This is a genomic window from Pseudomonas sp. TH39(2020), assembly GCF_016650715.1.
In the GTDB taxonomy this organism is placed as follows: Bacteria; Pseudomonadota; Gammaproteobacteria; order Pseudomonadales; family Pseudomonadaceae; genus Aquipseudomonas; species Aquipseudomonas mandelii_C.
In genome coordinates this window covers 2,089,734-2,111,553 of the sequence record NZ_JAEKFF010000006.1, presented here as the reverse complement: position 1 = coordinate 2,111,553, position 21,820 = coordinate 2,089,734, and the positions used below count along the sequence as shown (strand labels likewise).

The 21,820-nt window shown below is 58.5% G+C and carries 21 protein-coding genes; 11 read left to right on the top strand and 10 right to left on the bottom strand.

The features are described 5' to 3' along the window. Positions 1-210 precede the first annotated feature (210 nt). On the top strand, positions 211-1,611 hold the full coding sequence (gene lpdA / locus JFU47_RS17375) for a dihydrolipoyl dehydrogenase (RefSeq protein WP_201184536.1): 1,401 nt from the start codon (positions 211-213) through the stop codon (positions 1,609-1,611). A 130-nt stretch (positions 1,612-1,741) separates the two neighbouring features. Here the strand turns inward: lpdA and JFU47_RS17370 are convergent, their stop codons facing one another. Further along, entirely contained in the window at positions 1,742-2,218 is a 477-nt protein-coding gene (locus tag JFU47_RS17370; protein WP_074872185.1) for an Lrp/AsnC family transcriptional regulator, read from the bottom strand. Between the two features lie 145 nt (positions 2,219-2,363). On the opposite strand from JFU47_RS17370, the gene JFU47_RS17365 reads away from it, so the two are divergent. Continuing rightward, positions 2,364-2,993 carry a LysE family transporter gene (locus JFU47_RS17365; protein ID WP_201184534.1) on the top strand — a complete coding sequence of 210 codons (630 nt, stop codon included), beginning with the start codon at positions 2,364-2,366 and terminating at the stop codon, positions 2,991-2,993. A 3-nt stretch (positions 2,994-2,996) separates the two neighbouring features. On the opposite strand, the gene JFU47_RS17360 is transcribed toward JFU47_RS17365, so the two are convergent. The 5 genes from JFU47_RS17360 to JFU47_RS17340 all read right to left on the bottom strand — a co-directional run bounded on the left by JFU47_RS17360 (position 2,997) and on the right by JFU47_RS17340 (position 10,096). Next, a complete protein-coding gene (locus tag JFU47_RS17360) occupies positions 2,997-5,111 on the bottom strand; it encodes a hypothetical protein (RefSeq protein ID WP_201184532.1) in 2,115 nt (704 codons plus the stop codon). Further along, positions 5,098-6,291, bottom strand: a complete 1,194-nt coding sequence (locus tag JFU47_RS17355) for a DUF3142 domain-containing protein (protein WP_201184530.1) — start codon at positions 6,289-6,291, stop codon at positions 5,098-5,100. The genes JFU47_RS17360 and JFU47_RS17355 overlap by 14 nt, the downstream gene beginning before the upstream one ends. A 50-nt stretch (positions 6,292-6,341) precedes the next feature. Continuing rightward, on the bottom strand, positions 6,342-8,372 hold the full coding sequence (locus tag JFU47_RS17350) for a pyridoxamine 5'-phosphate oxidase family protein (RefSeq protein ID WP_201184529.1): 2,031 nt from the start codon (positions 8,370-8,372) through the stop codon (positions 6,342-6,344). A 63-nt stretch (positions 8,373-8,435) separates the two neighbouring features. Then, positions 8,436-9,062 (bottom strand): glutathione S-transferase family protein, encoded by a 627-nt coding sequence (locus JFU47_RS17345; protein WP_201184528.1) that lies wholly within the window; start codon positions 9,060-9,062, stop codon positions 8,436-8,438. A 131-nt stretch (positions 9,063-9,193) separates the two neighbouring features. After that, positions 9,194-10,096: a LysR family transcriptional regulator gene (locus tag JFU47_RS17340; RefSeq protein ID WP_201184527.1), complete on the bottom strand. Its 903-nt coding sequence runs from the start codon at positions 10,094-10,096 to the stop codon at positions 9,194-9,196. A gap of 425 nt (positions 10,097-10,521) precedes the next feature. Here JFU47_RS17340 and JFU47_RS17335 point away from each other — a divergent pair, with 425 nt between their 5' ends. From JFU47_RS17335 to JFU47_RS17295, 9 genes are all read left to right on the top strand, one after another. Beyond that, complete coding sequence (locus tag JFU47_RS17335) at positions 10,522-10,830, top strand: BufA1 family periplasmic bufferin-type metallophore (RefSeq protein ID WP_140675806.1); 309 nt, start codon at positions 10,522-10,524, stop codon at positions 10,828-10,830. 26 nt (positions 10,831-10,856) lie between these two features. Then, positions 10,857-11,711 carry an MNIO family bufferin maturase gene (bufB, locus tag JFU47_RS17330; RefSeq protein ID WP_201184526.1) on the top strand — a complete coding sequence of 285 codons (855 nt, stop codon included), beginning with the start codon at positions 10,857-10,859 and terminating at the stop codon, positions 11,709-11,711. Further along, the gene (locus tag JFU47_RS17325; protein ID WP_201184525.1) at positions 11,708-12,469 is read left to right on the top strand and encodes an HvfC/BufC N-terminal domain-containing protein; all 762 of its coding nucleotides are present in this window, start codon (positions 11,708-11,710) and stop codon (positions 12,467-12,469) included. The genes bufB (JFU47_RS17330) and JFU47_RS17325 overlap by 4 nt, the downstream gene beginning before the upstream one ends. After that, entirely contained in the window at positions 12,466-12,960 is a 495-nt protein-coding gene (locus JFU47_RS17320) for a DoxX family protein (protein WP_140675815.1), read from the top strand. The genes JFU47_RS17325 and JFU47_RS17320 overlap by 4 nt, the downstream gene beginning before the upstream one ends. 194 nt (positions 12,961-13,154) lie before the next feature. Continuing rightward, positions 13,155-13,763, top strand: a complete 609-nt coding sequence (locus JFU47_RS17315; protein WP_201184524.1) for an RNA polymerase sigma factor — start codon at positions 13,155-13,157, stop codon at positions 13,761-13,763. Next, positions 13,757-13,990: an anti-sigma factor family protein gene (locus JFU47_RS17310; RefSeq protein ID WP_140675821.1), complete on the top strand. Its 234-nt coding sequence runs from the start codon at positions 13,757-13,759 to the stop codon at positions 13,988-13,990. Before JFU47_RS17315 ends, JFU47_RS17310 begins: the two co-directional genes overlap by 7 nt. 417 nt (positions 13,991-14,407) lie before the next feature. Beyond that, positions 14,408-14,662, top strand: a complete 255-nt coding sequence (bufA2, locus tag JFU47_RS17305; protein ID WP_140675825.1) for a BufA2 family periplasmic bufferin-type metallophore — start codon at positions 14,408-14,410, stop codon at positions 14,660-14,662. Positions 14,663-14,726: 64 nt separating this feature from the next. Then, positions 14,727-15,572 carry an MNIO family bufferin maturase gene (bufB, locus tag JFU47_RS17300; protein WP_201184523.1) on the top strand — a complete coding sequence of 282 codons (846 nt, stop codon included), beginning with the start codon at positions 14,727-14,729 and terminating at the stop codon, positions 15,570-15,572. Then, the gene (locus JFU47_RS17295; protein WP_201184521.1) at positions 15,563-16,351 is read left to right on the top strand and encodes an HvfC/BufC N-terminal domain-containing protein; all 789 of its coding nucleotides are present in this window, start codon (positions 15,563-15,565) and stop codon (positions 16,349-16,351) included. Before bufB (JFU47_RS17300) ends, JFU47_RS17295 begins: the two co-directional genes overlap by 10 nt. Positions 16,352-17,073: 722 nt before the next feature. Here JFU47_RS17295 and glmS read toward each other — a convergent pair. From glmS to JFU47_RS17275, 4 genes are all read right to left on the bottom strand, one after another. Beyond that, positions 17,074-18,906 (bottom strand): glutamine--fructose-6-phosphate transaminase (isomerizing), encoded by a 1,833-nt coding sequence (gene glmS / locus JFU47_RS17290; RefSeq protein ID WP_201184520.1) that lies wholly within the window; start codon positions 18,904-18,906, stop codon positions 17,074-17,076. Position 18,907: 1 nt separating this feature from the next. Then, complete coding sequence (locus tag JFU47_RS17285) at positions 18,908-19,684, bottom strand: DeoR family transcriptional regulator (protein ID WP_201184518.1); 777 nt, start codon at positions 19,682-19,684, stop codon at positions 18,908-18,910. A 202-nt stretch (positions 19,685-19,886) separates the two neighbouring features. Then, positions 19,887-21,254, bottom strand: a complete 1,368-nt coding sequence (gene glmU, locus JFU47_RS17280) for a bifunctional UDP-N-acetylglucosamine diphosphorylase/glucosamine-1-phosphate N-acetyltransferase GlmU (RefSeq protein WP_201184517.1) — start codon at positions 21,252-21,254, stop codon at positions 19,887-19,889. A 116-nt stretch (positions 21,255-21,370) separates the two neighbouring features. Then, positions 21,371-21,796, bottom strand: coding sequence for a F0F1 ATP synthase subunit epsilon (locus JFU47_RS17275; protein WP_008155716.1), 426 nt, complete (start codon positions 21,794-21,796; stop codon positions 21,371-21,373). Between the last annotated feature and the right edge of the window lie 24 nt (positions 21,797-21,820).

Here is a 21,820-nt window from a genome sequence, read left to right as displayed (position 1 = left end):
CCCAGTGTTTATCGTTGCTCATATCGCATTTCGTTACGATATAACGAAAGCCGTGAAATTTCCGTTCTTAAATGCTGTATCTAAAGGCGCTCAACCTGTCGCTTGGCTGAAGCCTTGACCGAAATGCTGCGGAATGCACATATTACGTTCGTAATTTTATCCAGGAACTACGTTTACCCATTCCGATCCGATTCACTCCAGGAGTACACCATGAGCATCTATGACGTCGTGATTCTGGGCGGAGGCCCCGGTGGTTATAACGCAGCGATCCGCGCCGGTCAGTTGGGACTCAGAGCGGTTTGCGTAGAAGGACGCGCCACCCTCGGCGGCACCTGCCTGAACGTCGGTTGCATGCCGTCAAAAGCGTTGCTGCACGCCTCCGAACTCTACGACGCCGCCATGGGCGCGGAATTCGCCAACCTGGGGATTGAAGTCAAACCCACACTCAACCTCGCGCAGATGATGAAACAAAAGGATGAAAGCGTTGCCGGATTGACCAAAGGCATCGAGTTTCTGTTTCGCAAAAACAAAGTCCACTGGATCAAGGGCTGGGGCCACATCGACGGGCCCGGCAAAGTGACGGTGACCGACAGCCAGGGCGTCAAGACCGAACTGAACACCAAGAACATCATCATCGCCACCGGTTCCGAGCCCACTCCCCTGCCCGGTGTGGACATCGACAACAAACGCATCCTCGATTCAACGGGCGCGTTGTCGCTGACTGAAGTGCCCAAACATCTGGTGGTGATCGGCGCCGGAGTGATCGGTCTGGAGTTGGGCTCGGTGTGGCGCCGTTTGGGCGCTCAGGTGACGGTGATCGAGTTTCTCGACCGGATCTGCCCCGGTGTGGATGGTGAAGCCGGCAAAACTCTGCAACGTTCGCTGAGTAAACAGGGCATCAACTTCAAATTGAGTTCCAAAGTCACCAGCGCCACAACCTCGGCGACCGGCGTTCAACTCAGCGTCGAACCCGCGGCTGGTGGCACGGCCGAAACGATTGAAGCGGATTACGTGCTGGTGTCTATCGGACGCCGGCCTTACACCCAGGGCCTGGGGCTGGAAAACGTCGGCCTCGCCACGGACAAGCGCGGGATGCTCGCCAACAAGGGCCATCGCACCGAAGCCGCGGGTATTTGGGTGATCGGCGACGTCACGTCCGGGCCGATGCTCGCCCACAAGGCCGAAGACGAGGCCATGGTCTGCATCGAGCAGATTGTCGGCAAGGCGGCCGAGGTCAACTACGACCTGATCCCCAACGTGATCTACACCAAACCCGAACTGGCCAGCGTCGGCAAGACCGAAGAACAACTGAAGGCCGAAGGTCGTGCCTACAAGGTCGGCAAGTTTCCCTTCACCGCCAACAGCCGGGCAAAGATCAATCACGAAACCGAAGGCTTCGCCAAAGTGCTGGCCGATGAGCGCACCGACGAAATTCTCGGTGTACACCTTGTGGGTCCAAGCGTCAGTGAAATGATAGGCGAGTACTGCGTGGCCATGGAGTTCAGCGCCTCCGCCGAAGATATTGCCTTGACCTGCCATCCACACCCGACCCGCTCCGAGGCCTTGCGCCAGGCGGCGATGAATGTGGAGGGGATGGCGACGCAGTTGTAATGGTGTCGCCCCTGATCGTTCCCACGCTCTGCGTGGGAATGCAGCCCGGGACGCTCCGCGTCCCAGAAGCCGAACGCGGAGCGTCCGTTGAGGCATTCCCACGCAGAGCGTGGGAACGATCTTGACGATCTTAATTCGCTGGTAAATGCTCCAACGGCAACGCCCCCGGCGTCTTCACCGTATGAATCGCAAAGTTGCTGCGGATGTCGCTCACGCCCGGCAATTTCAGCAAACGCCCCGTGAGAAAACGGTCATAGGCGCGCAGGTCCGGCACCACCACTTGCAGCAGAAAATCCGATTCCCCTGACACCAAAAAGGCCGAAATCACTTCGGGCAACGCGGTCACGGCCAGGCGAAAGGCTTCGGCCTGTTCATCGTTGTGCCGTTCGACCTTGACCCCGACAAACACCGTCAGCCCAAGCCCTACTTCGTCGCGATCCAGATTGGCCTGGTAACCGCGTATGACCCCGGCTTCTTCGAGCATTCGAACCCGGCGCAAACAAGGCGAGGCGGACAGGCCGATCTCGTCAGCCAGTTGCACGTTGCTCAGGCGACCGTCCCGTTGCAGGGCGGCGAGAATCTTGCGGTCATAGGCGTCCAGTTTCATGGTTTGGCAGATCCTGATGGTTCAAATGCAATTTAGTGGCAGGTTATGCCAACCCGAAGCAGTTTAGAAGCGAACTACGCAACCATCTGCCCTGCCCTTCAGCCCTAGACTGGCCGTACCGAATCGACAACGAATGGGGTGCAACGTGGCAGGACTCTGGGTGTTTTTCATGGCGCTGGCGGTGGTCTATCTGTTGCCGGGCCCGGACATGATCCTGTTGTTGCAGACGGGTGCCCGTCAGGGCAAAGGCGCGGCGCTGGCGACTGCGGTGGGTCTGGGTGTGGCCCGGGGATGCCATGTGGCGTTGGCAGCGTTGGGGTTGGCGGCACTGTTCAAGGCTGCGCCCTGGACGTTCGACGTGGTACGCCTGGCCGGGGCCGCCTATCTACTGTGGATCGGCATTCAATGCCTGCGAACCACCATGCTGCCGAACTTGAACGGAGCAGACGCCACCGCCGAGAAACCTCGCTGGCGTGCAGCGATCCAGCGCGGTTTGCTGACCAACCTGCTCAACCCCAAAGCGTTGCTGTTCTGCTCGGTGCTACTGCCGCAGTTCATCGATCCACACGCCGGGCCGGTGCTCACGCAATTCGCAACACTGGGCGTGGTGTTGGTTGGCGTTGGGTTGTTATTCGACAGCGCTTACGCACTGACCGGCGCAGCGCTGGGCCGTTGGCTGCAACGCAGTCCTTCGGCCCAGCGCCTGCAGCAGTGGCTGTTTGGCAGCCTGTTGATCGGCTTCGCCGTGCGGCTGACCTTTGTGCAACAGGCTTGAGCCTTACCGCGCCTTACGGCGGCGATTGATCAGCAACAGCGCCGCTGCCGTGACCGCTAACACACCGCCAATCTGCAACGGTGTTTTGTAGGGCCGCAGCTGCGAGCGCGCGGCGTCGGTGACTTGGGTCACATAGCGCTTGTCGGCGCTCTGAAAGTCCGGATCCTGGCATTGGTGACCAAAATCTCCGGCCCAGACCACGTACGGGCCTTCCTCGACATAAAGACGGTAGAACGCGCTTTGCTCTTGCAGACTGGAGCCCCACGACGAAGCCTTGCACAGCACCGAAGCAAACGCCTGACTGCTGTGGGGCAGCTGATCAGCGGCCTTGCTCGCCAGCGCCGTGGCGACAAAACGGTAGTGGAAACGCTCATCAGGCTGCGCCACCGTGGCTTGCTGGCGCTGCACTTCACCCTCGGCCATCAGCGGTCCAACCTTGAGCTCGGGCGCTTCCAGACTGTAATTGCCACCGAAGGTGGCGTAATCCGGGGACAGCTCGTAGCCCAACAACTCCATTCCGTCGAAACGCGCCAGCGTCGCTGCATGGTAATAAGCGAATGCCCGTTTGGTCGGCCACCATTTTGATTCGGCGTCGTGGCGCAACTGCCCATACCACTTGGCCTTGGCCTGCAAGTCGGCGTTATCGAAATAGGCTGGCGCTTCGTCGTACCGCTCTTCGCGCAGCAAGCGCCGCCCGAGCAAATTGCGCAGTTTCGCCGCCACCGGTAACTGCACGTAGTTATCGCGATCCTGCTGAGTCAGAGGGGGCGGTGCCGGCACTTGAGTGTCGACGTATTGCTTGAGCTCATCGACGGTCAACACCCGCTCGGCGACCGTGGCTGCGTCGAACCAGTAAATATCTTTACTGCGATAAAGCTGATCGAACGCTTGCAGGTAATCCCCGCGGTGCAACGCCAGGATCGCGCTTTCCCCTTCAACCCGGCACTTTGGCTGAAGCGTTTCGAAGTCCCAGTCTGGCGTGCGCCGCTCGCCCCAGGATTCATTCTGCGGGAAGGCCTGGGCAGCCTTGGCATACGCTGCGGCAGCCGCGTTTTTATCGCCATCGCGCACAGCCAGTTTGGCCCGCAGCCACCACGCCAGTCCGCCGTCACCGGCGTGTTCGAGGAACGCTTTGGCGCTGGTGTAATCACCCTGTTGATAATTTACCGCTGCCAGCCGATCAGCGTTGTCGAGGCTACCTCGGGTGCTGTTTTGCAGCAGTTTGATCAGTTTCAATTCATTTGGCGGTTGATCACCGAATGACCAGCCCAGTCGGCTGATCAACGACGCCGTCACCAGTTGCTGTACCGGTTTTCCCTTGAGCAACACGGCCAGTTGATCGTCAGGCATCGCTGCGAGGTCGGCTACCAACAGTTTCAGCGAGGTGTAACCCACCGCCGAGCCCTGAAGGTTTTGCGTGGCGTAGAGTTCGATGGCGCGATTCCAGTCGCCGGCGGTGCGGGCCACGCGGGCCTCTTCACCAAGACTGGCAACGCCCAGTTCCAGAGGGTCACTGAAGCCGTCGATACTCAGTTGACGGGTCTGTTCGAAGGCCTTTCGAGACTGAGTCAACAAGTCAGGGCCAGCGTCCGCTTCGGAGCTCATGGCAAACAGCGCCCGACCTAACGAATAAGCAGCCCAGGTGCTGCGCAACGCCCGTTGATCCGCCGGCAATGCCAGCACCTTCTGGAAGTACTCGGCTGCCAGTCCATGATCACCGGCATTGAATGCCACCGCACCAGCCAGATAGAGCGTGAGTTCAGCCGGAAGGCTCGCACCCTGAATCTCGACCTCATGCGCATCGGTCAGGCTGCGTAACTGTTTCACCAGCGTTTGCTGCTCAGTCGTCAAACCGGATTGCTCAGCCTGATCCCGCTGTTCTGCGTAGTCGGGCGCATCCATGTTATAGGCAGTTTCGGTGACATTCTTCAGCCCGGCGACCGCATGTCCGAGGCGACTGATTTCAAATCTGAAGTTGCCTTCCGGCAGCTCCGCCAGCGACTGCCCGCGGTTGTCCAGCAGACGCATCGGAAAATCCGGCCCACAGGCCAGCGCCGAACCCAGCGGCAGGCTGAGGCTCAGGCAAAGCAGATGGCGAGGCCAGTTACGGGTAAACATTCGAACCTCCTTGATCAATATGTGCGCAACGAGCCCAACCAATGGCGCGCTGCCCGCCGGCCGGTATTCGACCCTCGCGCAGGCGGGTGAAGGTAAGCAGATCCGGACGCTGTTGCAATGCATAACCGGCCAGCGCATCAGCACCGTCACAGCCCTGCACCGCGAGTGTCAGGCGTTCGGGCCAGGCGCTGTCGAGGTTGCCCTGATTGCTGAGGCTGATGTCATAGAGGCCTTCTTGCGCAGAGAGTTTCAGCGCCAAGTGACTGTCGAGGGCGTCGCCACGCGCCACGGCGCTCAGGGTCGTCAGACTCCAGGCCCGGCGGTCGCTGGCCAGCGGCAAACGAAACCAGATCAGGCCCGCCAGATGAGCCGGTGGATCGTTGCGCAACTCGGTCCCGAGTCGGCTCAGTTGCTGCGGATCGGCTAGTAATTCCCGGCGTTTGCCACCGCGTTCGAGGGTCACTTCGCTTTCCACTACCGGCGCACCGCCGCCCGGCAACAACGCCACACCGTAGGCCGGCAGCGCCAGATAGAACGGTTTGGAAGTGATGCGGCTCCAGGCCCTGGTCCATTTACCGGCCTGATCCGGGTCGAACAAGCCAAGACGCGGATCGCTCACCGCGTGCACCTGCAACACGCTGCTGTCGACTGTGGATAACAGCGCCGGCAACTCGGGACTGTCGAGCCAGGCCGGCAATGCGGTGATGCTCAGTGGAATAGAGGCTGGCAAAACTGCGCGCAGGTGCGTAAGAAATTCGCGGTAGGCCGGTAGCCGAGCATTACCGGCATCGTGGTCGATTTCCACGCCGGAGAGATTCAGCCCCTGCCCTTGCCAATCGCCGAGCACCTGCTGGATCTGCGCGGTGACTGCGTCCCGATTCAGCGACTTGAGTTGGCCGTCGAGACGAATCACCGCGATCAGCGGCCGACCATCACGTTTGAGCAGCGCCGGATCAATCCGCGCCCGGCTCCAACCTGCCTCGGGGAATGCCTGCAAGGCCAGCACCCGTAGCGTGGAAAAGTCAGCGCGGCTGTCCCTCAGCGCCGCTTCGTGGGCCGGTGTCCATTGTCGTTGCCAAACGTAGAGTTGCTGATCGAGCGGTGGCGCGTCCTGTCGTTCGCAACCGTTGAGCAATGCCACCGCGACAATCAACGCCGACAGACGAGCGAAAAAATACATACCGAATCTGATCCCTTATCGCAGCGGCCAGAAGCTGCGTTCGGCAGATGCTACAGGTCGAGGACCAACGGCTGCGACCCCTGCGCCGGAATCGCACAACAAATCAGCACTTGTCCGTCGTCCGGCACGTCGGCCGGCGGCTGTGGATAATTCACCTGGCCGCTGATCAGGCGCGTCTTGCAGGTCCCGCAGGAACCACCGCGGCAACTGAATTCCGGGTGCAATCCACGGCTTTCCGCCAACTCCAGCAAACTGCCACCGTCCGGTTGCCAGCGGGCCTCTTTAGCCGAGCGCTGAAACACCACCGGCACGGAGGTGGTAGCAGCGGGTGGTTGCTCGATGACCACTGCGTCGGGGTCCGGTACCCGGCGCAAGGTCGAGGGGCCGAAGGTTTCGGCGTGAATCCTTGCATCACGGATGTCCAGTTCCCGCAGGCTGTCGTACAGCCCTTGGGTAAAACTGCCTGGACCGCAGAGGACGAAATCCAGCTGATCGTAGTCCTCCACTTCAAGAATGGTTTTGAGCAACGCTGTGTCGATCCGCCCGTTCAGGTCGAAATCCTCACCCTCCAAGGCCCCGGCTTCCGGCTGACTCACCAGACGCAATACCCTGACCGCATCGCCCGCGCCATCAAGCAAGCGATCCAGCTCAGGACGAAACACTTGATCGGCCAACGTGCGCGAACTCTGGAAAAACCAGGTCGGCCGGATGCGGCGCGTGCGCAGGCCTTGGTAAACCACCTCGCGCAGCATCGACAGCAGCGGCGTGATGCCGACACCGGCAGCCAGAAGCACCAGCGGCCGACGTTCATTAGGTGCCACGGTGAAATGCCCCTGAGGCGCACGGGCCTCCAACAGATCACCCACGCGCACCTGTTCATGCAAGTACGAAGACACCAAGCCTTCACGCTTCACGCTGATGCGGAAAAAATCATCGGACGGCGCGCTCGACAGGCTGTAAGTGCGGATGTGCACCTCGCCGGCAATATTGAATCGCAGGGGCAGATGCTGCCCGGCCTGAAACACTGGCAACCCCGCTCCATCGGCAGGCTCCAGATAGATCGAGCGGATGTTGTGGCTTTCCTCTTTGATGCGCGCCACCCGCAGAAGCCGCCAACTATCGCCCAAGGCCTGGGCTTGCAGACGGGCGTTGGCCTGCGCCCAGGTGCCGGTGAGCAAACTGGTGGGGGACACGCCGTCGAAGCGCCACCGCAGAGCAAGCGCGGCGGGCCGACGCACCACGCTTTCCACCTCGAATGTCCACAAGCGCTCGGCCCCTTGAAATGCCTCGACCTGTGGGCCTTCAAGAATGACTTCGGCGCGACCGCTGAGGTGCAGCAGGTCTCCCGAATTGAAATCGATAAACAGCAAACCGGCTCGGGGATTGAGCAGCAGGTTGCCCAAGGTGTTGAAAAACAGATTGCCGGCGAAATCGGGAATGGTCAGGCGATTGCCTTCTACCTGCACGAAACCGGCCTGGCCGCCGCGGTGAGAAACATCCACCGAGCGTTGGCCATCAACGTCCACGTAACTGGCGACAAAGAACGTATCGGCTCCCGCGACTAGGGTTTTGGCCGCTTCATCCAGCCCGTTGAGGTGTTGCGCGATGCGAGTCGACGGATCCGCCAACGGCACCGAGCGAAACTGCCGCAATTGGATGTATTGCGGGCAATTGCCGAAGGACTGCTCCACCGTCACATCGAAGCCGCTTGCCGTCATCGCGCCGACTCGGCCGTTGAGACGATTGCGGCGACGGGTGTGCAGTTCGATCCCCAGCAGGCCGATGGCCGCACCCTCCGTCAATTGAGCCGGATCGTCGGCGCCCGGCAGGCTGCGAAATTGCAGTGCGCCCGGCTCGGGCGAGTGAGCGAAACCCGGTGGCCCTTCAAGAATACTGGCCCAAGGATTTCCGTCGGCATCCACCGCGCCGTACAGCATGAATGGCAATTGCTCATAGAACGTGCGGTGCTGATCCGGCATTTCGCGGCGAATCACCTTACGACCGAGCACCTCCATTCGCTCGGCAATGCCCACATGAGCCTGCAACTGTTTCTCGCCGGCGTGCCAGGGTGAACGGTCCACAACGACTTCTCCCCTGCGCCATTGGCGCAGTGTGAACGACCCGACAGTGTCGGGCCGTAAGCATCAGGCAGTTTTTTGCAGACCGGCAACGGTGCGCGGCATGCCGACAAACCCTGGCAAGGCTTCGATCCGCGCCAGCCAGGCGCGGATGTTGGCGTAGTCCTCCAGCGACACGTTTCCTTCCGGTGCGTGGGCGATGTAGCTGTAGGCCGAAACGTCGGCAATGGTTGGCTCGGTGCCAGCCAGATACGGCGTTGCCGCCAGTTCCTGATCGATCACTTTGAGCACAACGTGCGAATAAGCGATCACCTCTTCAGCGTTGTAAGGCGCACCAAACACCGTGATCAGCCTTGCTCTGGCGGGGCCAAAGGCAATTGGCCCAGCGGCAACGGACAACCAACGCTGAACCTTGGCCGCACCGACCGGATCGGCTGGCAGCCAGCGGCCATTGCCATATTTCTGTGCCAGGTAGACCAGGATCGCATTGGAGTCAGCCAACACCACGCCTTGATCATCAAGGACCGGAACCTGACCGAATGAGTTGAGTGCAAGGAAGTCCGGCTGTTTGTGCGCGCCCTTGGCCAGGTCGACAAATATCAGCTCGGTCGGCAGTTGCAGCAGGGACAGCATCAGTCTTACACGGTGAGCGTGGCCGGAACGTGGGAAGTTGTAGAGTTTGATCGCTTGCATGGTCGACTCCGCTGGGTGGTGGCGCTGTTGAGCAGAGATCAGCACCGATGGGGCGTTATCTTCCACCCGCAACCAAAACAACAGAATAACCAGCCAACGCAATCCATTATTTCACCGGGTGAAATAAACCATCACGCCTGCAAGGACGGATGCTCACGTAGCGCGTTCACCGCAAAATCCACAAAACTGCGAATCCGCGCAGGGGCCTTGCGCCCGCCCTGATAGACCACATGGATAGGCAAGGGCGGAAGTTCGAAGTCCGCCAGAACGATTTCCAGCTCACCGGAGGCGACTTTGCTCGCGACTTGATAAGACAGAACCCGGGTAAACCCCAAACCCAGGCATGCCGCCGTAATGGCCGCCTGATTGGCTGTTACCACCAGGCGCGGCGTTGGTCGAACACTCAGCGACTCTCCCCCTTCGAGAAACGGCCAGGTTCTCGACTGACCAATAGAGGACGTCGCAACAACCGGCGCCTGGGCCAGATCCTGAGGATGTCGAGGTCGACCATGGGTCGTCAGGAATTCCGGCGAGCCGCAAATCACCCGCCGAACCTCACCCACGCGAATCGCGTGCTGATTACTGTCGGGTAACTCACCGATCCGCACGGCGACATCGATGCCCTCCTCGACCATGCTGACTACGCGGTCGACCAGCAATCCATTGATGCTGACTTCAGGAAACTGCGTCAGATAGTCCACCATCACTGGCGTGACAAACAGCTCACCGAACAACACCGGTGCAGTAATCGTCAATTGCCCACGCGGTTGGGTGTGGCTGCCCGCCGCCGAGTCCTCGGCTTCCTGCACCTCGGCGAGAATCCTCCGACAGTCTTCCAGGTAACGCTGACCCGCCTCGCTCAAATGCACACTGCGGGTGGTTCGCGTCAGCAGCAACGTGCCGATGCGTTTCTCCAGCGCTGCCACTGCGCGAGTCACGCTGGCGGCCGATAGGCCCAAACGCCGCGCCGCCGCCGAGAAGCCTTGGTCTTGGGCGACGGCAGCGAAGACCTGCATTTCCTGGAATCGGTCCATGGGCGTGTCCTCAATTCAGATAAAAAATCGCAACCGTAGGCTGCGATTTTTAATGATGTTTTGATCTTAAAGAATAAAAACTGTCGCGCCCAGTGCCGGAAATTCGAGGCCTGAGCGCATGCTTGCGGGAAATCTAAAAACTGTCGCAACCCTCAATAAAGGAAAATAGAAGGATGCTCCAAGTAATAAAAACTGTCGCAATCACAGGAAGTTTGCCAGCCATCCTCTAAACGAAAGCATCGCTGGGCAAAAAGGGCTTAAGGGCGGTAAGTGAATGGTGGCGATTCATAGGCTTTGCACTGACACTAAATAATACGCATCAGTAAATTTTCGTTGTGGGCTGTAACGCATCGCGATGACCTCTCTCTAGTGGGGTAAGCCAGCACAAACGCGGCTTACCAAAACTCAAACCACGGAGAAACATCATGACTGCTACTACCCGCACCCTGTCCGCCACCGCCCTGGTTCTGGCCCTTGGTTCTGCGCTGAGCATGGCCGCTGTCTCCACCGTCCAGGCCGCCGACAACAGCAACATGGAAAAATGTTTCGGCGTGGCCATGAAAGGTCATAACGATTGCGCGGCTGGCGCTGGCACCACGTGCGCGGGCACCGCGAAGACCGACTACCAGCCAAACGCCTGGAAACTGGTTCCCAAAGGCACCTGCGCCACCGCCGAAAGCAAAACCTCGCCGACCGGTTTCGGTCAGATGGAAGCCTTCAAAGCCAAAGCGTGATCCGTCTCCCAGCCTGAGTGTCGAACATGAACCATTCACCGTTCGGGCTCCCGCCCCGCGCCGGACTGGGGCTCAAGACCGGGCACTTCCGTGAAGTGCTCGGTTCACAACCGGACATCGGTTTCTTCGAAGTCCACGCCGAAAACTACATGGTGGCCGGCGGCCCTTTTCATCACTATCTGGGGCTGATCCGCGAGCAGTATCCGCTGTCGTTGCATGGGGTTGGCCTGTCCATCGGTGCCGAAGGTCCGCTGGACATTCGCCACCTGCAACGCCTCGCCGAGCTGATCGAGCGCTATCAACCCCACTCCTTTTCCGAACACCTGGCCTGGTCCAGCCATGGCCCGGTATTCCTCAATGACCTGCTGCCACTGGCTTACGACAACACAACGCTGAACCGCGTCTGCGAACACATCGATCAGGTGCAAACCACGCTCAAGCGCCCAATGCTGCTGGAGAACCCGGCGACGTACCTGGCGTTCAAGCGCTCGACGATCGATGAGGCCGATTTTATCAGCGAAGTCATTCGCCGCACCGGTTGCGGGTTGTTGCTGGACGTGAATAACGTCTATGTGTCGAGCATCAATCATCAACGCGATCCTCTGGCCTACATCGACGCCCTGCCCCTTCACGCCGTCGGCGAGATTCATCTGGCCGGATTTGCCGAAGACACCGACAGCCTCGGCGACCTTCTGCTGATTGACGATCACGGCGCGCCCATCGACAACGCCGTGTGGGCGCTGTACGTGCAAGTGCTGGAGCGCGTCGGCCCGATGGCGACGCTGATCGAACGCGACAACCACTTGCCGGCCTTCAGCGTTTTGCATGCGGAAGCGCGCCAGGCCGATGAGATTTTGCTATGCGCCGAGGTCAGGCCATGAACAATCACGCCGAATTCGCCGCCGCCCTGCTTGATCCGCAACGGCACTGCCCCGATGGATTATTCAGCCCAAATGGCGCCGATCCGGCCAGCCGTTTTGCGGTGTATCGCAACAATGTGCAAGGCTCGCTGATCAACGCGCTGGCAGACAGTTACCCCGTGGTTGTGCAATTGGTTGGCGAGGAATTCTTCCGCGCCATGGCCGGTCTTTTTGTACAAAGCACCCCACCCCAGAACCCTTTGATGAATGGCTACGGCCAAGATCTCGCCGCCTTCATCGAAGGCTTTGCGCCCGTCGCCAGCGTGCCTTATCTGGCCGACCTCGCCCGGTTGGAGCGCCTGCGAATCATGGCCTATCACGCCGCCGATGCGCAGCCATTGAATCACGAACAGATCGCCGCAGCGCTCGCCGACCAGCAAGCCCTGAGCGAGCTCACCGTCGAACTTCATCCCTCCCTCAATCTGTTGAATTCAACCTTCGCCGTGGTCGCGATCTGGGCTGCGCATCAACAGGAAGCGACGCTGGCGGGGATTGATCTGAACCAGGGACAGCACGCGCTGGTGCTGCGCAATGGCCTGGACGTTGAAGTATTCGCCATTGATGAGGGGGCCAGTGCATTCATCCAGAACCTGCAAAAGGGCGAGTCACTGATGCAGGCGCTGGAAGCCGCCCCCGCCTTCGATCTCAGCCAAACCCTGGCGCTGCTGATCAGCCGCAACGCCATCACTCACTTGCTTAACAACAAGGTATCGCCATGAACATCCGGACCGAATCACTGAACCCCATCGCCCGCGCCATCGTGCGGCTGGAGATGATCCCCCATAGCCTGATCGCCTTTATCGCGCGTTTTTCCATCGCCGCAGTGTTCTGGAAGTCCGGGCAAACCAAGGTCGAAGGCCTGGCCATCGACCTGTTCGACGGCTCCTTCCAGCTTGGCGTGCCGCATCTGGCGGACTCGACCATTCCGTTATTCCAGGGCGAGTACCACGTGCCGTTGCTGTCCCCGGAACTGGCAGCGCACCTGGCAGCGTTCGCCGAGCATTTCTTCCCGATGCTGATCCTGATCGGCTTCGCCACGCGGTTTTCTGCGCTGGCCTTGCTGGGCATGACCCTGACCATTCAACTGTTCGTGTACCCGGATGCCTACCCGACTCATGGCACTTGGGCAGCGGTGTTGCTGTATCTGATGGCGACCGGGCCGGGCAAGTTGTCGATCGATCACCTGATCGCCCGTCGTTACGCCCACTAAGTAATTGTCAATGAAGAATGCGCCCACGAAATTGTCCGGGTCTCAAGACTGGCTGAGTATTTTTGGGACTGTTCCTAAAGTGAAGAGTTGGTGTCAGTGGTAACATTCTGGCTCCTTGCTCCATCCCTCTGATGGTATTTCTTTGCCCAATATTTTGAAGATGATTGATGCCGCTCCGATGGAGCGCCATACCTATGAATGACGACGCGAAACTGGTCAAGCGCTTACTAACGGGCGAAAGTCAGGCTTACGGGGAACTCGTCGCTACTTATCAAAGCGCCATGAGGGCAGTGGCCTACGCTATCGTGGGCGCGAGAAGTTGCGATGATGTGGTGCAGGATGCCTGGCTGTCAGTGGTGCGTAATCTGGCAGGTTTCCAGGGCCGTTCGAGCCTTAAAACCTGGCTGCTGACCATCACTGCCAACTCGGCCAAGAGCCGCTACAAGCAGAACCGACGGGAAGTGTTACTCGATGATTTGCCGTCGCCTCATGGCACTATCGGCGATGATCGTTTTTCGCCTGACGATGGTCACTGGCTGCTGGCGCCATTCGCCTGGCATCAAGACACGCCCGAAGCCCTGCTGACCGAAAACGAGTTGCGTCTATGCCTGGAGCACACGTTGCAGTGCTTGCCGGACTTGCAAAGCGGCGTGTTGCTACTGCGAGAGCGTCAAGGGTTGGAGCTGGAAGATATCTGTATTCTTCTAGAAGTTTCGCTCTCTAACGTTCGTGTACTGCTGCACAGGGCACGGTTGAAAGTCTTTGCGACCCTGGAACATTTTGAGGAAACCGGTGAATGCTGACTTGTAAAGAACAAGTAGCGCAGTCAAGTGACTATCTCGATGGGCAGCTAAGCTTTCGGGAGACATTGATGATGCGTCATCATTTGATGTTTTGTCCCAATTGCCGACGATTCAATCGACAGATGCGTCTGATGCAAGCAACACTGCGTGACCTGCCGGAGGATGCAGTGCCAGACGTCGATACACTTGCCGAACGCCTAGCTGCCGAACGTCGCAAGGAACTGTAAAAACAGACTTTAGGCAAATTTTGATCCTACTGCTTTCCTTGGAATTTCTCATCTGAGCCCTCAGGCGCCACTGACTCAGACAGACCGACATGGCTTGCGAAGTACCGAATTGAGTTCAAACAAAAAAACCCGCAGTGGCGGGGTAAAAGTAATGCCGCTCATATTACCTGGAGCGAAAACAAGACCGATCCCCATACAAAAAACACGGAACACCTCATCCTTGAGGCGGCTCAACGTTCACTCATTGCGATAAGCAAGTCTTTGGGATTTGTCTCAAAGGCTGACGAACAAAGCGCCAGTAAAGCGGGACTTTTTTTTAAACCTCTGTAACACCGTCAGGGGTAGTGCTCTCTAGTGCTGTGTCGGGACTGACAAACCGTCCAGCCGACACCCCTGACGATTACCGAGGATATAAAAATGAACTTCAAAAACGCTACCGCCGGTGCTGCTCTCGCCTTCGCTGCTGCGACCCTGTTTGCCGGTGTAGCCACTCAAGCCCAAGCCGCTGACGCTGCTCAGGTTCACTGCTACGGCGTGACTTCTTGCAAAGGCATGAACGATTGCAAGACTGCTGAAAACGCCTGCAAGGGCCAGGGTGTTTGCAAAGGTCACGGCTTCAAGGCAATGACGCAGACCGAATGCATGAAAGCAGGTGGCAAGGTCGGCGAGTAATCGACCACTGCATGCCGCCGCAGTGGTTTGCGCCACTGCGGCCACTTTGCGAGGAGTCCGCAAAATGTCTGCATCCCTTCCTTGCCTGGGCTACGGCCTGGGCTTGCGCAGTGCTTACTACCAACAGATTCTCGAGCAGTCGCCCCCCGTTGACTGGTTCGAAGTCACCTCCGAAAATTTTATGGTTCAGGGCGGGAAAGCCTTGTATTACCTCGGCGCCATTGCCGAGCGTTATCCGGTGGTGATGCATGGCGTGTCCTTGTCCATCGGCGGGCCTCATGCCCTCGATCCAGACTATCTGAATCAACTCAAATTATTGGCTGAACGAGTGAGACCCGCGTGGATCTCCGATCACCTGTGCTGGAGCCGCGGCAACGCCCATCAGCTTCATGATCTGCTACCGTTGCCTTACACCGAAGAAAGCCTTTATTACGTGGCTGGCCGAGTGCGTCAGGTTCAGGACGTTTTGCAGCGACCGCTGGTGCTGGAGAATGTCTCCAGTTATGTGCGCAGCGCCGGCGACGACTTCAGCGAGTGGGAATTTCTTGAAGCCCTCAGTCGGGAGAGCGGTTGCGAGCTGTTGCTGGACGTCAACAATGTCTATGTCAGCTCGCGCAATCACGGCTTCGATCCGTGGACGTTCATCCAAGGCTTGCCGGCGAACAAAATTCGCCAACTGCACCTGGCAGGGCACAGCGATTACGGCCATTACGTGATCGACACCCATGATCAGCCCGTGAGTGATCCGGTCTGGGCACTCTATCAAAAAACCCTTGAACACCTCGGCCCGGTCGCCACGCTTCTGGAACGCGATGACCACCTCCCGCCTTTTGCAGAGCTGCTGACCGAATTGCAAAAGGCCCGGGAGCTAGGCGAAAGCGTGCTGGGCCGGAGACTGAAATGCGCCTGAACGATTGGCAACTGGCCTTTGAAGACTATCTGTCAGGGGAGCGGGCAATAGCCGATCCCAAGCTGGGAGCAAGCCTGATCGGCAGTCCGACACTTGACGTAAATACAGGCTTGGCGATCTATCACAACGCCTATCAGGCGCGGCTTCAGGAAGTGTTGCGTGGCGACTATCCGGTAATCTGGCATTGGTTGGGCGACGATGAATTCGCACAGCTCGCCGTGGCTTACATTCGCCAGTCACCCTCAGCGCATTTCAGTTTGAGGTGGCTGGGCAGAGGTTTTGAAATGTTCCTCCGCCAGCATCTGGTGCCTGAACAAAGTGCTGCACTCGCCGAATTAGCCGCGTTTGAATGGGCTTTCACCCTGGCGTTCGACGCACCTGAATCCCGACCGCTGACGATGCAAGACATGGCCGCTTTGCCACCGCAGGACTGGCCGATGCTGCGAGTCTGTCCCGGCACCACCGTGCAGTGGTTGGAATGTACTTTCAACAGCGTCGCACTGTGGCGGGCAGTGAAGGATGAAACCGCGTTTCCCGGGAGCACAGCATTGGAAGCACACCAGGTAGTCGTCATCTGGCGCAGCGAACTGGTTTGTCACTACCGCAGTCTCGAATCTGCCGAGGCAACTGCTCTAAAAGGTATGTTTCAGCTCGGCTGGAGTTTTGCTGAACTGTGTTCCGAACTAGCAGTCATCTTTGGTGAGAGCGCACCACTTCAAGCTGTTACATGGCTGAAACAGTGGATTCATGACGGTTGGTTAGAACGTTGCGACTCGTAGAGAGATTACTGAATAGATATCCTCATACCTGACGGAAGCCATAGCGCAGTCAAGGTCATCGCTACCATCATCTCAGGGAAATGCGCGCTATGAGCATCGTAAGTGGAAACGGTGTCCTGTCTTTTAGGGTGGCTCGTTCACGGCTGTTTGGTGCCTGGATAAACGGGATAGCGAATATTCAAAGCATGGGCAATCGACTGAACCGCAGATTGCGGAAGGATGGGAAATTGCTCACGTATGTCCAACACATCTGGGGAAACTCGGCTACGAGCAAATACCCGTATTCAAGATCAGACAGCAGGTGATGGAGCCGATCAACCTTTACTCCATGCACCTTGCGCAAACGGCCATGAGACGGAACGTCTTGCACGCGTAGCCATGGCAAATAAAGCCCCTGACTTCCTTGTCCAAAGCCTTTTTCGATATGCCGATCGATATCGGACTGCGTCTTAAAGCTACGACCACGCAAGCCAACCTCCCATGCCTTCTGCGGCCTCCACATATACTCGAAAATGGAATGTGCACAAAAAGTCCCAGGAAATTATCAGCCCTGTGAATAAGTCTGATCACCAGTACCAGATTAAACCTTCAGCAAGATCACTATCCATAATCGGACATCTGTGGAGGGCATAAAAAATAAAAAGCCCCTGAAATCAGGGGCTTTTGGCATTTTGTAAAAATCTATTGTCTGAAACCACCAGTTTCCATCAGCTGTGGATAACTTATTCTACCGTCACCGACTTCGCCAGATTTCGCGGCTGGTCAACGTCAGTGCCCTTCAACACGGCAACATAATACGAGAGCAACTGCAGCGGAATGGTGTAGAGGATCGGCGACAGGATGTCGTGAATGTGCGGCATTTGCACAACATGAGTGCCTTCGCCATTGGTCATGCCAGCTTGTTCGTCTGCGAAGACGATCAGCTCGCCGCCACGGGCGCGGACTTCCTGGAGGTTGGACTTCAACTTCTCCAGCAGCTCGTTGTTCGGTGCCACGGTGACCACCGGCATGTCGTTATCCACAAGCGCCAATGGACCGTGTTTCAGCTCGCCGGCCGGATAGGCTTCGGCGTGGATGTAGGAGATTTCCTTGAGCTTGAGAGCCCCTTCCATCGCCACCGGGAATTGTGCGCCACGACCGAGGAACAGGGTGTGGTTTTTCTCGGCGAACAGTTCGGCGATTTTTTCGACGGTCCCGTCCATGGCCAGGGCTTCGCCGAGGCGAGTTGGCAGGCGACGCAGCTCTTCAACCAATGTGGCTTCGACGCCTTTGGCCAACGTGCCGTGAACCTGGCCCAGGGACAAGGTCAGCAACAACAGGCCTACCAATTGAGTGGTGAAGGCTTTGGTCGAGGCCACGCCGATTTCGCGACCGGCCTGGGTCAGCAGAGTCAGATCGGATTCACGCACCAGTGAGCTGATGCCGACGTTGCAAATCGCCAGGCTGGCGAGGTAACCCAGCTCCTTGGCGTTGCGCAGGGCAGCCAGGGTGTCGGCGGTTTCGCCGGACTGGGAGATGGTCACGAATAGCGTGTCGGCCTGCACCACCACCTTGCGGTAGCGGAATTCGCTGGCGACTTCGACCTGGCACGGGATACCGGCCAGTTCTTCGAGCCAGTAACGGGCAACCATGCCGGCGTGGTAACTGGTGCCGCACGCGACGATCTGTACGTTACGCACTTTGGCGAACAGCTCGGCAGCCTGTGGACCGAACGCTTGCACCAGCACGCCGTTCGGACTCAGCCGACCTTCCAGGGTGCGCTGCACCACGGCTGGTTGCTCGTGAATTTCCTTGAGCATGAAGTGGCGGAATTCGCCCTTGTCGGCGGCTTCGGCGCCATCGCGGTACTGCACCGATTCACGTTCGACCACTTGGCCGCTCACGTCCCAGATCTGAACGCTGTCGCGGCGAATTTCGGCGATATCGCCTTCTTCCAGGTACATGAAGCGGTCAGTGACCTGGCGCAGGGCCAGCTGATCGGAAGCCAGGAAGTTTTCACCCATACCCAGACCGATGACCAGCGGGCTGCCGCTGCGGGCCGCAATCAAACGATCCGGTTGTTGAGCGCTGATCACCGCCAGACCGTAAGCACCGTGCAGCTCTTTGACAGTCGCCTTCAAGGCCACAGTCAGATCAGGCAGATCCTTGAGTTTGTGGTTCAACAGGTGAGCAATGACTTCGGTGTCGGTGTCCGAGGTGAACACGTAACCCAAGGCTTTCAGTTGCTCGCGCAGGGCTTCGTGGTTCTCGATGATGCCGTTATGCACCACCGCCAGATCACCGGAGAAATGCGGGTGAGCGTTGCGCTCGCACGGCGCACCGTGAGTGGCCCAGCGGGTGTGGGCGATACCCAGGCGGCCGACCAGCGGTTCTTCGGCCAGCGCCAGTTCCAATTCACTGACCTTGCCCGGACGTCGCAGACGCTCAAGCTTTTGGTCATTGGTGTAGACCGCTACACCGGCACTGTCATAGCCACGGTATTCCAGGCGTTTGAGGCCTTCGAGCAGGATGGCGGTGATATTACGTTCTGCGACTGCGCCGACAATTCCACACATGCTATTTCTCCTGACTGACAGCCGCGAGGACCAAGTTGATTCCGCGGGCCTGAATCTGATCCCGTGCCTCAAGCGGCAGGCGATCATCGGTAATAAGGGTATGGACGCTGCTCCAGGGCAGCTCCAAGTTGGGAATCTTGCGGCCGATCTTGTCGGCCTCCACCATGACAACCACTTCCCGGGCGACTTCAGCCATGACGCGGCTCAGCCCCAGCAGTTCGTTGAAGGTGGTGGTACCACGAACCAGGTCGATGCCATCGGCACCGATGAACAACTGGTCGAAATCGTAAGAGCGCAGGACCTGCTCGGCCACCTGCCCCTGAAAGGACTCGGAATGCGGGTCCCAGGTGCCGCCGGTCATCAACAGTACCGGCTCATGCTCAAGTTCGCTCAAGGCATTGGCGACATGCAGGGAGTTGGTCATCACGACCAGGCCCGGCTGCTGGCCGAGTTCCGGAATCATCGCCGCCGTAGTACTGCCGCTGTCGATGATGATCCGCGCGTGCTCACGAATCCGCGCAACGGCGGCGCGAGCAATAGCCTGTTTGTATTTGGACACCGGCTGACCAAGGTCGGCCACCAGCTCTTGAGGCAGGGTAATCGCTCCGCCATAACGGCGCAGCAGCAAACCATTGGTCTCAAGCGCCGCGAGATCCTTGCGGACCGTAACTTCTGACGTTTCAAAGCGTTTGGCCAGCTCATCCACACTGACTTCGCCCTGCTCATTGAGCAAGGTGAGGATGTTGTGACGGCGTTGTGGTGTATTGCGCTTCGACATGGTTTGGTAAGTTTCGATTCGAAAGATAACGGAAGCAATCAAAACCTATTGGCGAAACTTCGTCAAGCGTGGGGCGATAAAAAGACCTGTGGATAACCGAAAAAAGATCGCAGCCTGCGGCAGCTCACAAATGGGTTTTCTTTTCACCCTGTAGGAGCTACCGCAGGCTGCGATCTTTTGATCTTCAAGAGGTGTGGATAACTCAGCTCTTCTTGATTTTCTCAGGCCGCTTCCAGCCATCGATATTCTTCTGCCGCGCACGGCCCACGGCCAACTGCGCGTTATCCACATTCTGCGTAATGGTCGAACCAGCAGCAGTAGTTGCACCGGAAGAGATATCCACAGGCGCAACCAACGAGTTGTTGGAACCGATGAACACATCTTCACCCAGCACGGTTTTCCACTTATTCGCGCCGTCGTAGTTGCAGGTGATGGTGCCCGCACCGATGTTGGTACGCGCGCCGATCTCGGCATCACCCAGGTAGGTCAGATGACCGGCCTTGGCGCCCTCGCCGAGATGAGCGTTTTTCAACTCAACAAAGTTACCCACATGGGCGCGTGCTTCCAGCACAGTACCTGGGCGCAAACGAGCGAACGGGCCGGCATCGCTGCCTTCGCCGAGAATCGCGCCTTCGATGTGGCTGTTGGCCTTGATCACCACGCCTTTGCGCAGGGTGCTGTCCTTGATCACGCAGTTCGGGCCGATCACCACGTCGTCCTCGATAACGACTTTGCCTTCTAGGATCACGTTGATGTCGATCAGCACGTCGCGGCCGACGGTGATTTCACCGCGCACATCGAAACGAGCCGGGTCACGCAGGGTCACGCCTTGAGCCATCAAACGACGACCGGCGCGCAGCTGATAGTGACGCTCAAGCTCGGAAAGCTGCTTGCGGTCGTTAGCGCCCTGCACTTCCATGGCGTCATGCGGTTGCTCGGTGGCCACCACCAGACCGTCGCTGACGGCCATCGCGATCACGTCGGTCAGGTAGTACTCGCCTTGGGCGTTGTTGTTCGATAGACGGCTCATCCAGCCACCCAATTGCGCGAACGGCAGCGCCAGAATGCCGGTGTTGCCTTCAGTGATCGCTCGTTCGGCTTCGTTGGCGTCTTTCTGCTCGACGATGGCTGTTACCTTGCCGTCGGCGTTTCGGACGATGCGGCCATAGCCGGTCGGGTCGTCCAGTTCTACTGTCAACAAACCCAGTTGCTGCGGCGCTACTTGCTTGAGCAGACGCTGCAGGGTCTCGACTTCGATCAATGGCACGTCACCATAAAGAATCAGGACGGTGTCGGACTCAATAAAAGGCACCGCTTGAGCAACGGCGTGGCCAGTTCCAAGCTGTTTGTCCTGCAGGACGAAATTCAGATCATCAGCCGCCAGACGCTCGCGCACCGCATCGGCACCATGGCCTATCACTACGTGGATGCGCTGTGGATCAAGTTGCCGGGCGCTGTGGATAACATGGCCGAGCATTGAGTTACCGGCAATCGGATGCAGAACTTTCGGCAGTGCCGAACGCATGCGAGTGCCCTGACCAGCAGCGAGGATAACGATTTCTAAAGACATGACTGGCTACCAATCCTGAGTGGTCAGCGGCTGCGACCAGGTTCTGAATATATAAAAAGAAAAAAGGGTAGCCGAGGCTACCCTTTTTAATCAATCGCACAACAAGCAGCGGCCTATTAGTGGCCGAACTTCTTGCGGATCTGCTGGACGGTGCGCAGCTGAGCTGCGGCCTCGGCCAGACGTGCGGCAGCAGAACCGTAATCGAATTCTGCACCACGGTCATGCAAGGCCTTCTCGGCAGCCTTAACTGCTTCCTGAGCGGAGGCTTCGTCCAGGTCGGCAGCACGTTGCACAGTGTCGGCAAGTACCTTGACCATGTTCGGCTGAACCTCGAGGAAACCGCCAGAGATGTAATACACCTCCTCTTCCCCGCCCTGCTTGATCAGGCGGATCGGGCCCGGCTTGAGATTAGTGATCAGCGGCGCGTGACCCAGGGCGATACCAAGATCACCCAGTGCACCGTGCGCAACCACCATCTCGACCAGGCCGGAGAAGATTTCCCCTTCCGCGCTGACGATATCGCAATGGACTGTCATAGCCATCTGATTGCCTCAACCTAAATTAGC

Bases quoted from the DNA above. Each gene is read 5' to 3' on its own strand.
- lpdA (WP_201184536.1), top strand. From the start codon at position 211: ATGAGCATCTATGACGTCGTGATTCTGGGCGGAGGCCCCGGTGGTTAT.
- JFU47_RS17370 (WP_074872185.1), bottom strand. From the start codon at position 2,218: ATGAAACTGGACGCCTATGACCGCAAGATTCTCGCCGCCCTGCAACGG.
- JFU47_RS17360 (WP_201184532.1), bottom strand. From the start codon at position 5,111: ATGTTTACCCGTAACTGGCCTCGCCATCTGCTTTGCCTGAGCCTCAGC.
- JFU47_RS17355 (WP_201184530.1), bottom strand. From the start codon at position 6,291: ATGTATTTTTTCGCTCGTCTGTCGGCGTTGATTGTCGCGGTGGCATTG.
- JFU47_RS17345 (WP_201184528.1), bottom strand. From the start codon at position 9,062: ATGCAAGCGATCAAACTCTACAACTTCCCACGTTCCGGCCACGCTCAC.
- JFU47_RS17340 (WP_201184527.1), bottom strand. From the start codon at position 10,096: ATGGACCGATTCCAGGAAATGCAGGTCTTCGCTGCCGTCGCCCAAGAC.
- JFU47_RS17335 (WP_140675806.1), top strand. From the start codon at position 10,522: ATGACTGCTACTACCCGCACCCTGTCCGCCACCGCCCTGGTTCTGGCC.
- bufB (WP_201184526.1), top strand. From the start codon at position 10,857: ATGAACCATTCACCGTTCGGGCTCCCGCCCCGCGCCGGACTGGGGCTC.
- JFU47_RS17325 (WP_201184525.1), top strand. From the start codon at position 11,708: ATGAACAATCACGCCGAATTCGCCGCCGCCCTGCTTGATCCGCAACGG.
- JFU47_RS17320 (WP_140675815.1), top strand. From the start codon at position 12,466: ATGAACATCCGGACCGAATCACTGAACCCCATCGCCCGCGCCATCGTG.
- JFU47_RS17315 (WP_201184524.1), top strand. From the start codon at position 13,155: ATGAATGACGACGCGAAACTGGTCAAGCGCTTACTAACGGGCGAAAGT.
- JFU47_RS17310 (WP_140675821.1), top strand. From the start codon at position 13,757: ATGCTGACTTGTAAAGAACAAGTAGCGCAGTCAAGTGACTATCTCGAT.
- bufA2 (WP_140675825.1), top strand. From the start codon at position 14,408: ATGAACTTCAAAAACGCTACCGCCGGTGCTGCTCTCGCCTTCGCTGCT.
- bufB (WP_201184523.1), top strand. From the start codon at position 14,727: ATGTCTGCATCCCTTCCTTGCCTGGGCTACGGCCTGGGCTTGCGCAGT.
- JFU47_RS17295 (WP_201184521.1), top strand. From the start codon at position 15,563: ATGCGCCTGAACGATTGGCAACTGGCCTTTGAAGACTATCTGTCAGGG.
- glmS (WP_201184520.1), bottom strand. From the start codon at position 18,906: ATGTGTGGAATTGTCGGCGCAGTCGCAGAACGTAATATCACCGCCATC.
- JFU47_RS17285 (WP_201184518.1), bottom strand. From the start codon at position 19,684: ATGTCGAAGCGCAATACACCACAACGCCGTCACAACATCCTCACCTTG.
- glmU (WP_201184517.1), bottom strand. From the start codon at position 21,254: ATGTCTTTAGAAATCGTTATCCTCGCTGCTGGTCAGGGCACTCGCATG.
- JFU47_RS17275 (WP_008155716.1), bottom strand. From the start codon at position 21,796: ATGGCTATGACAGTCCATTGCGATATCGTCAGCGCGGAAGGGGAAATC.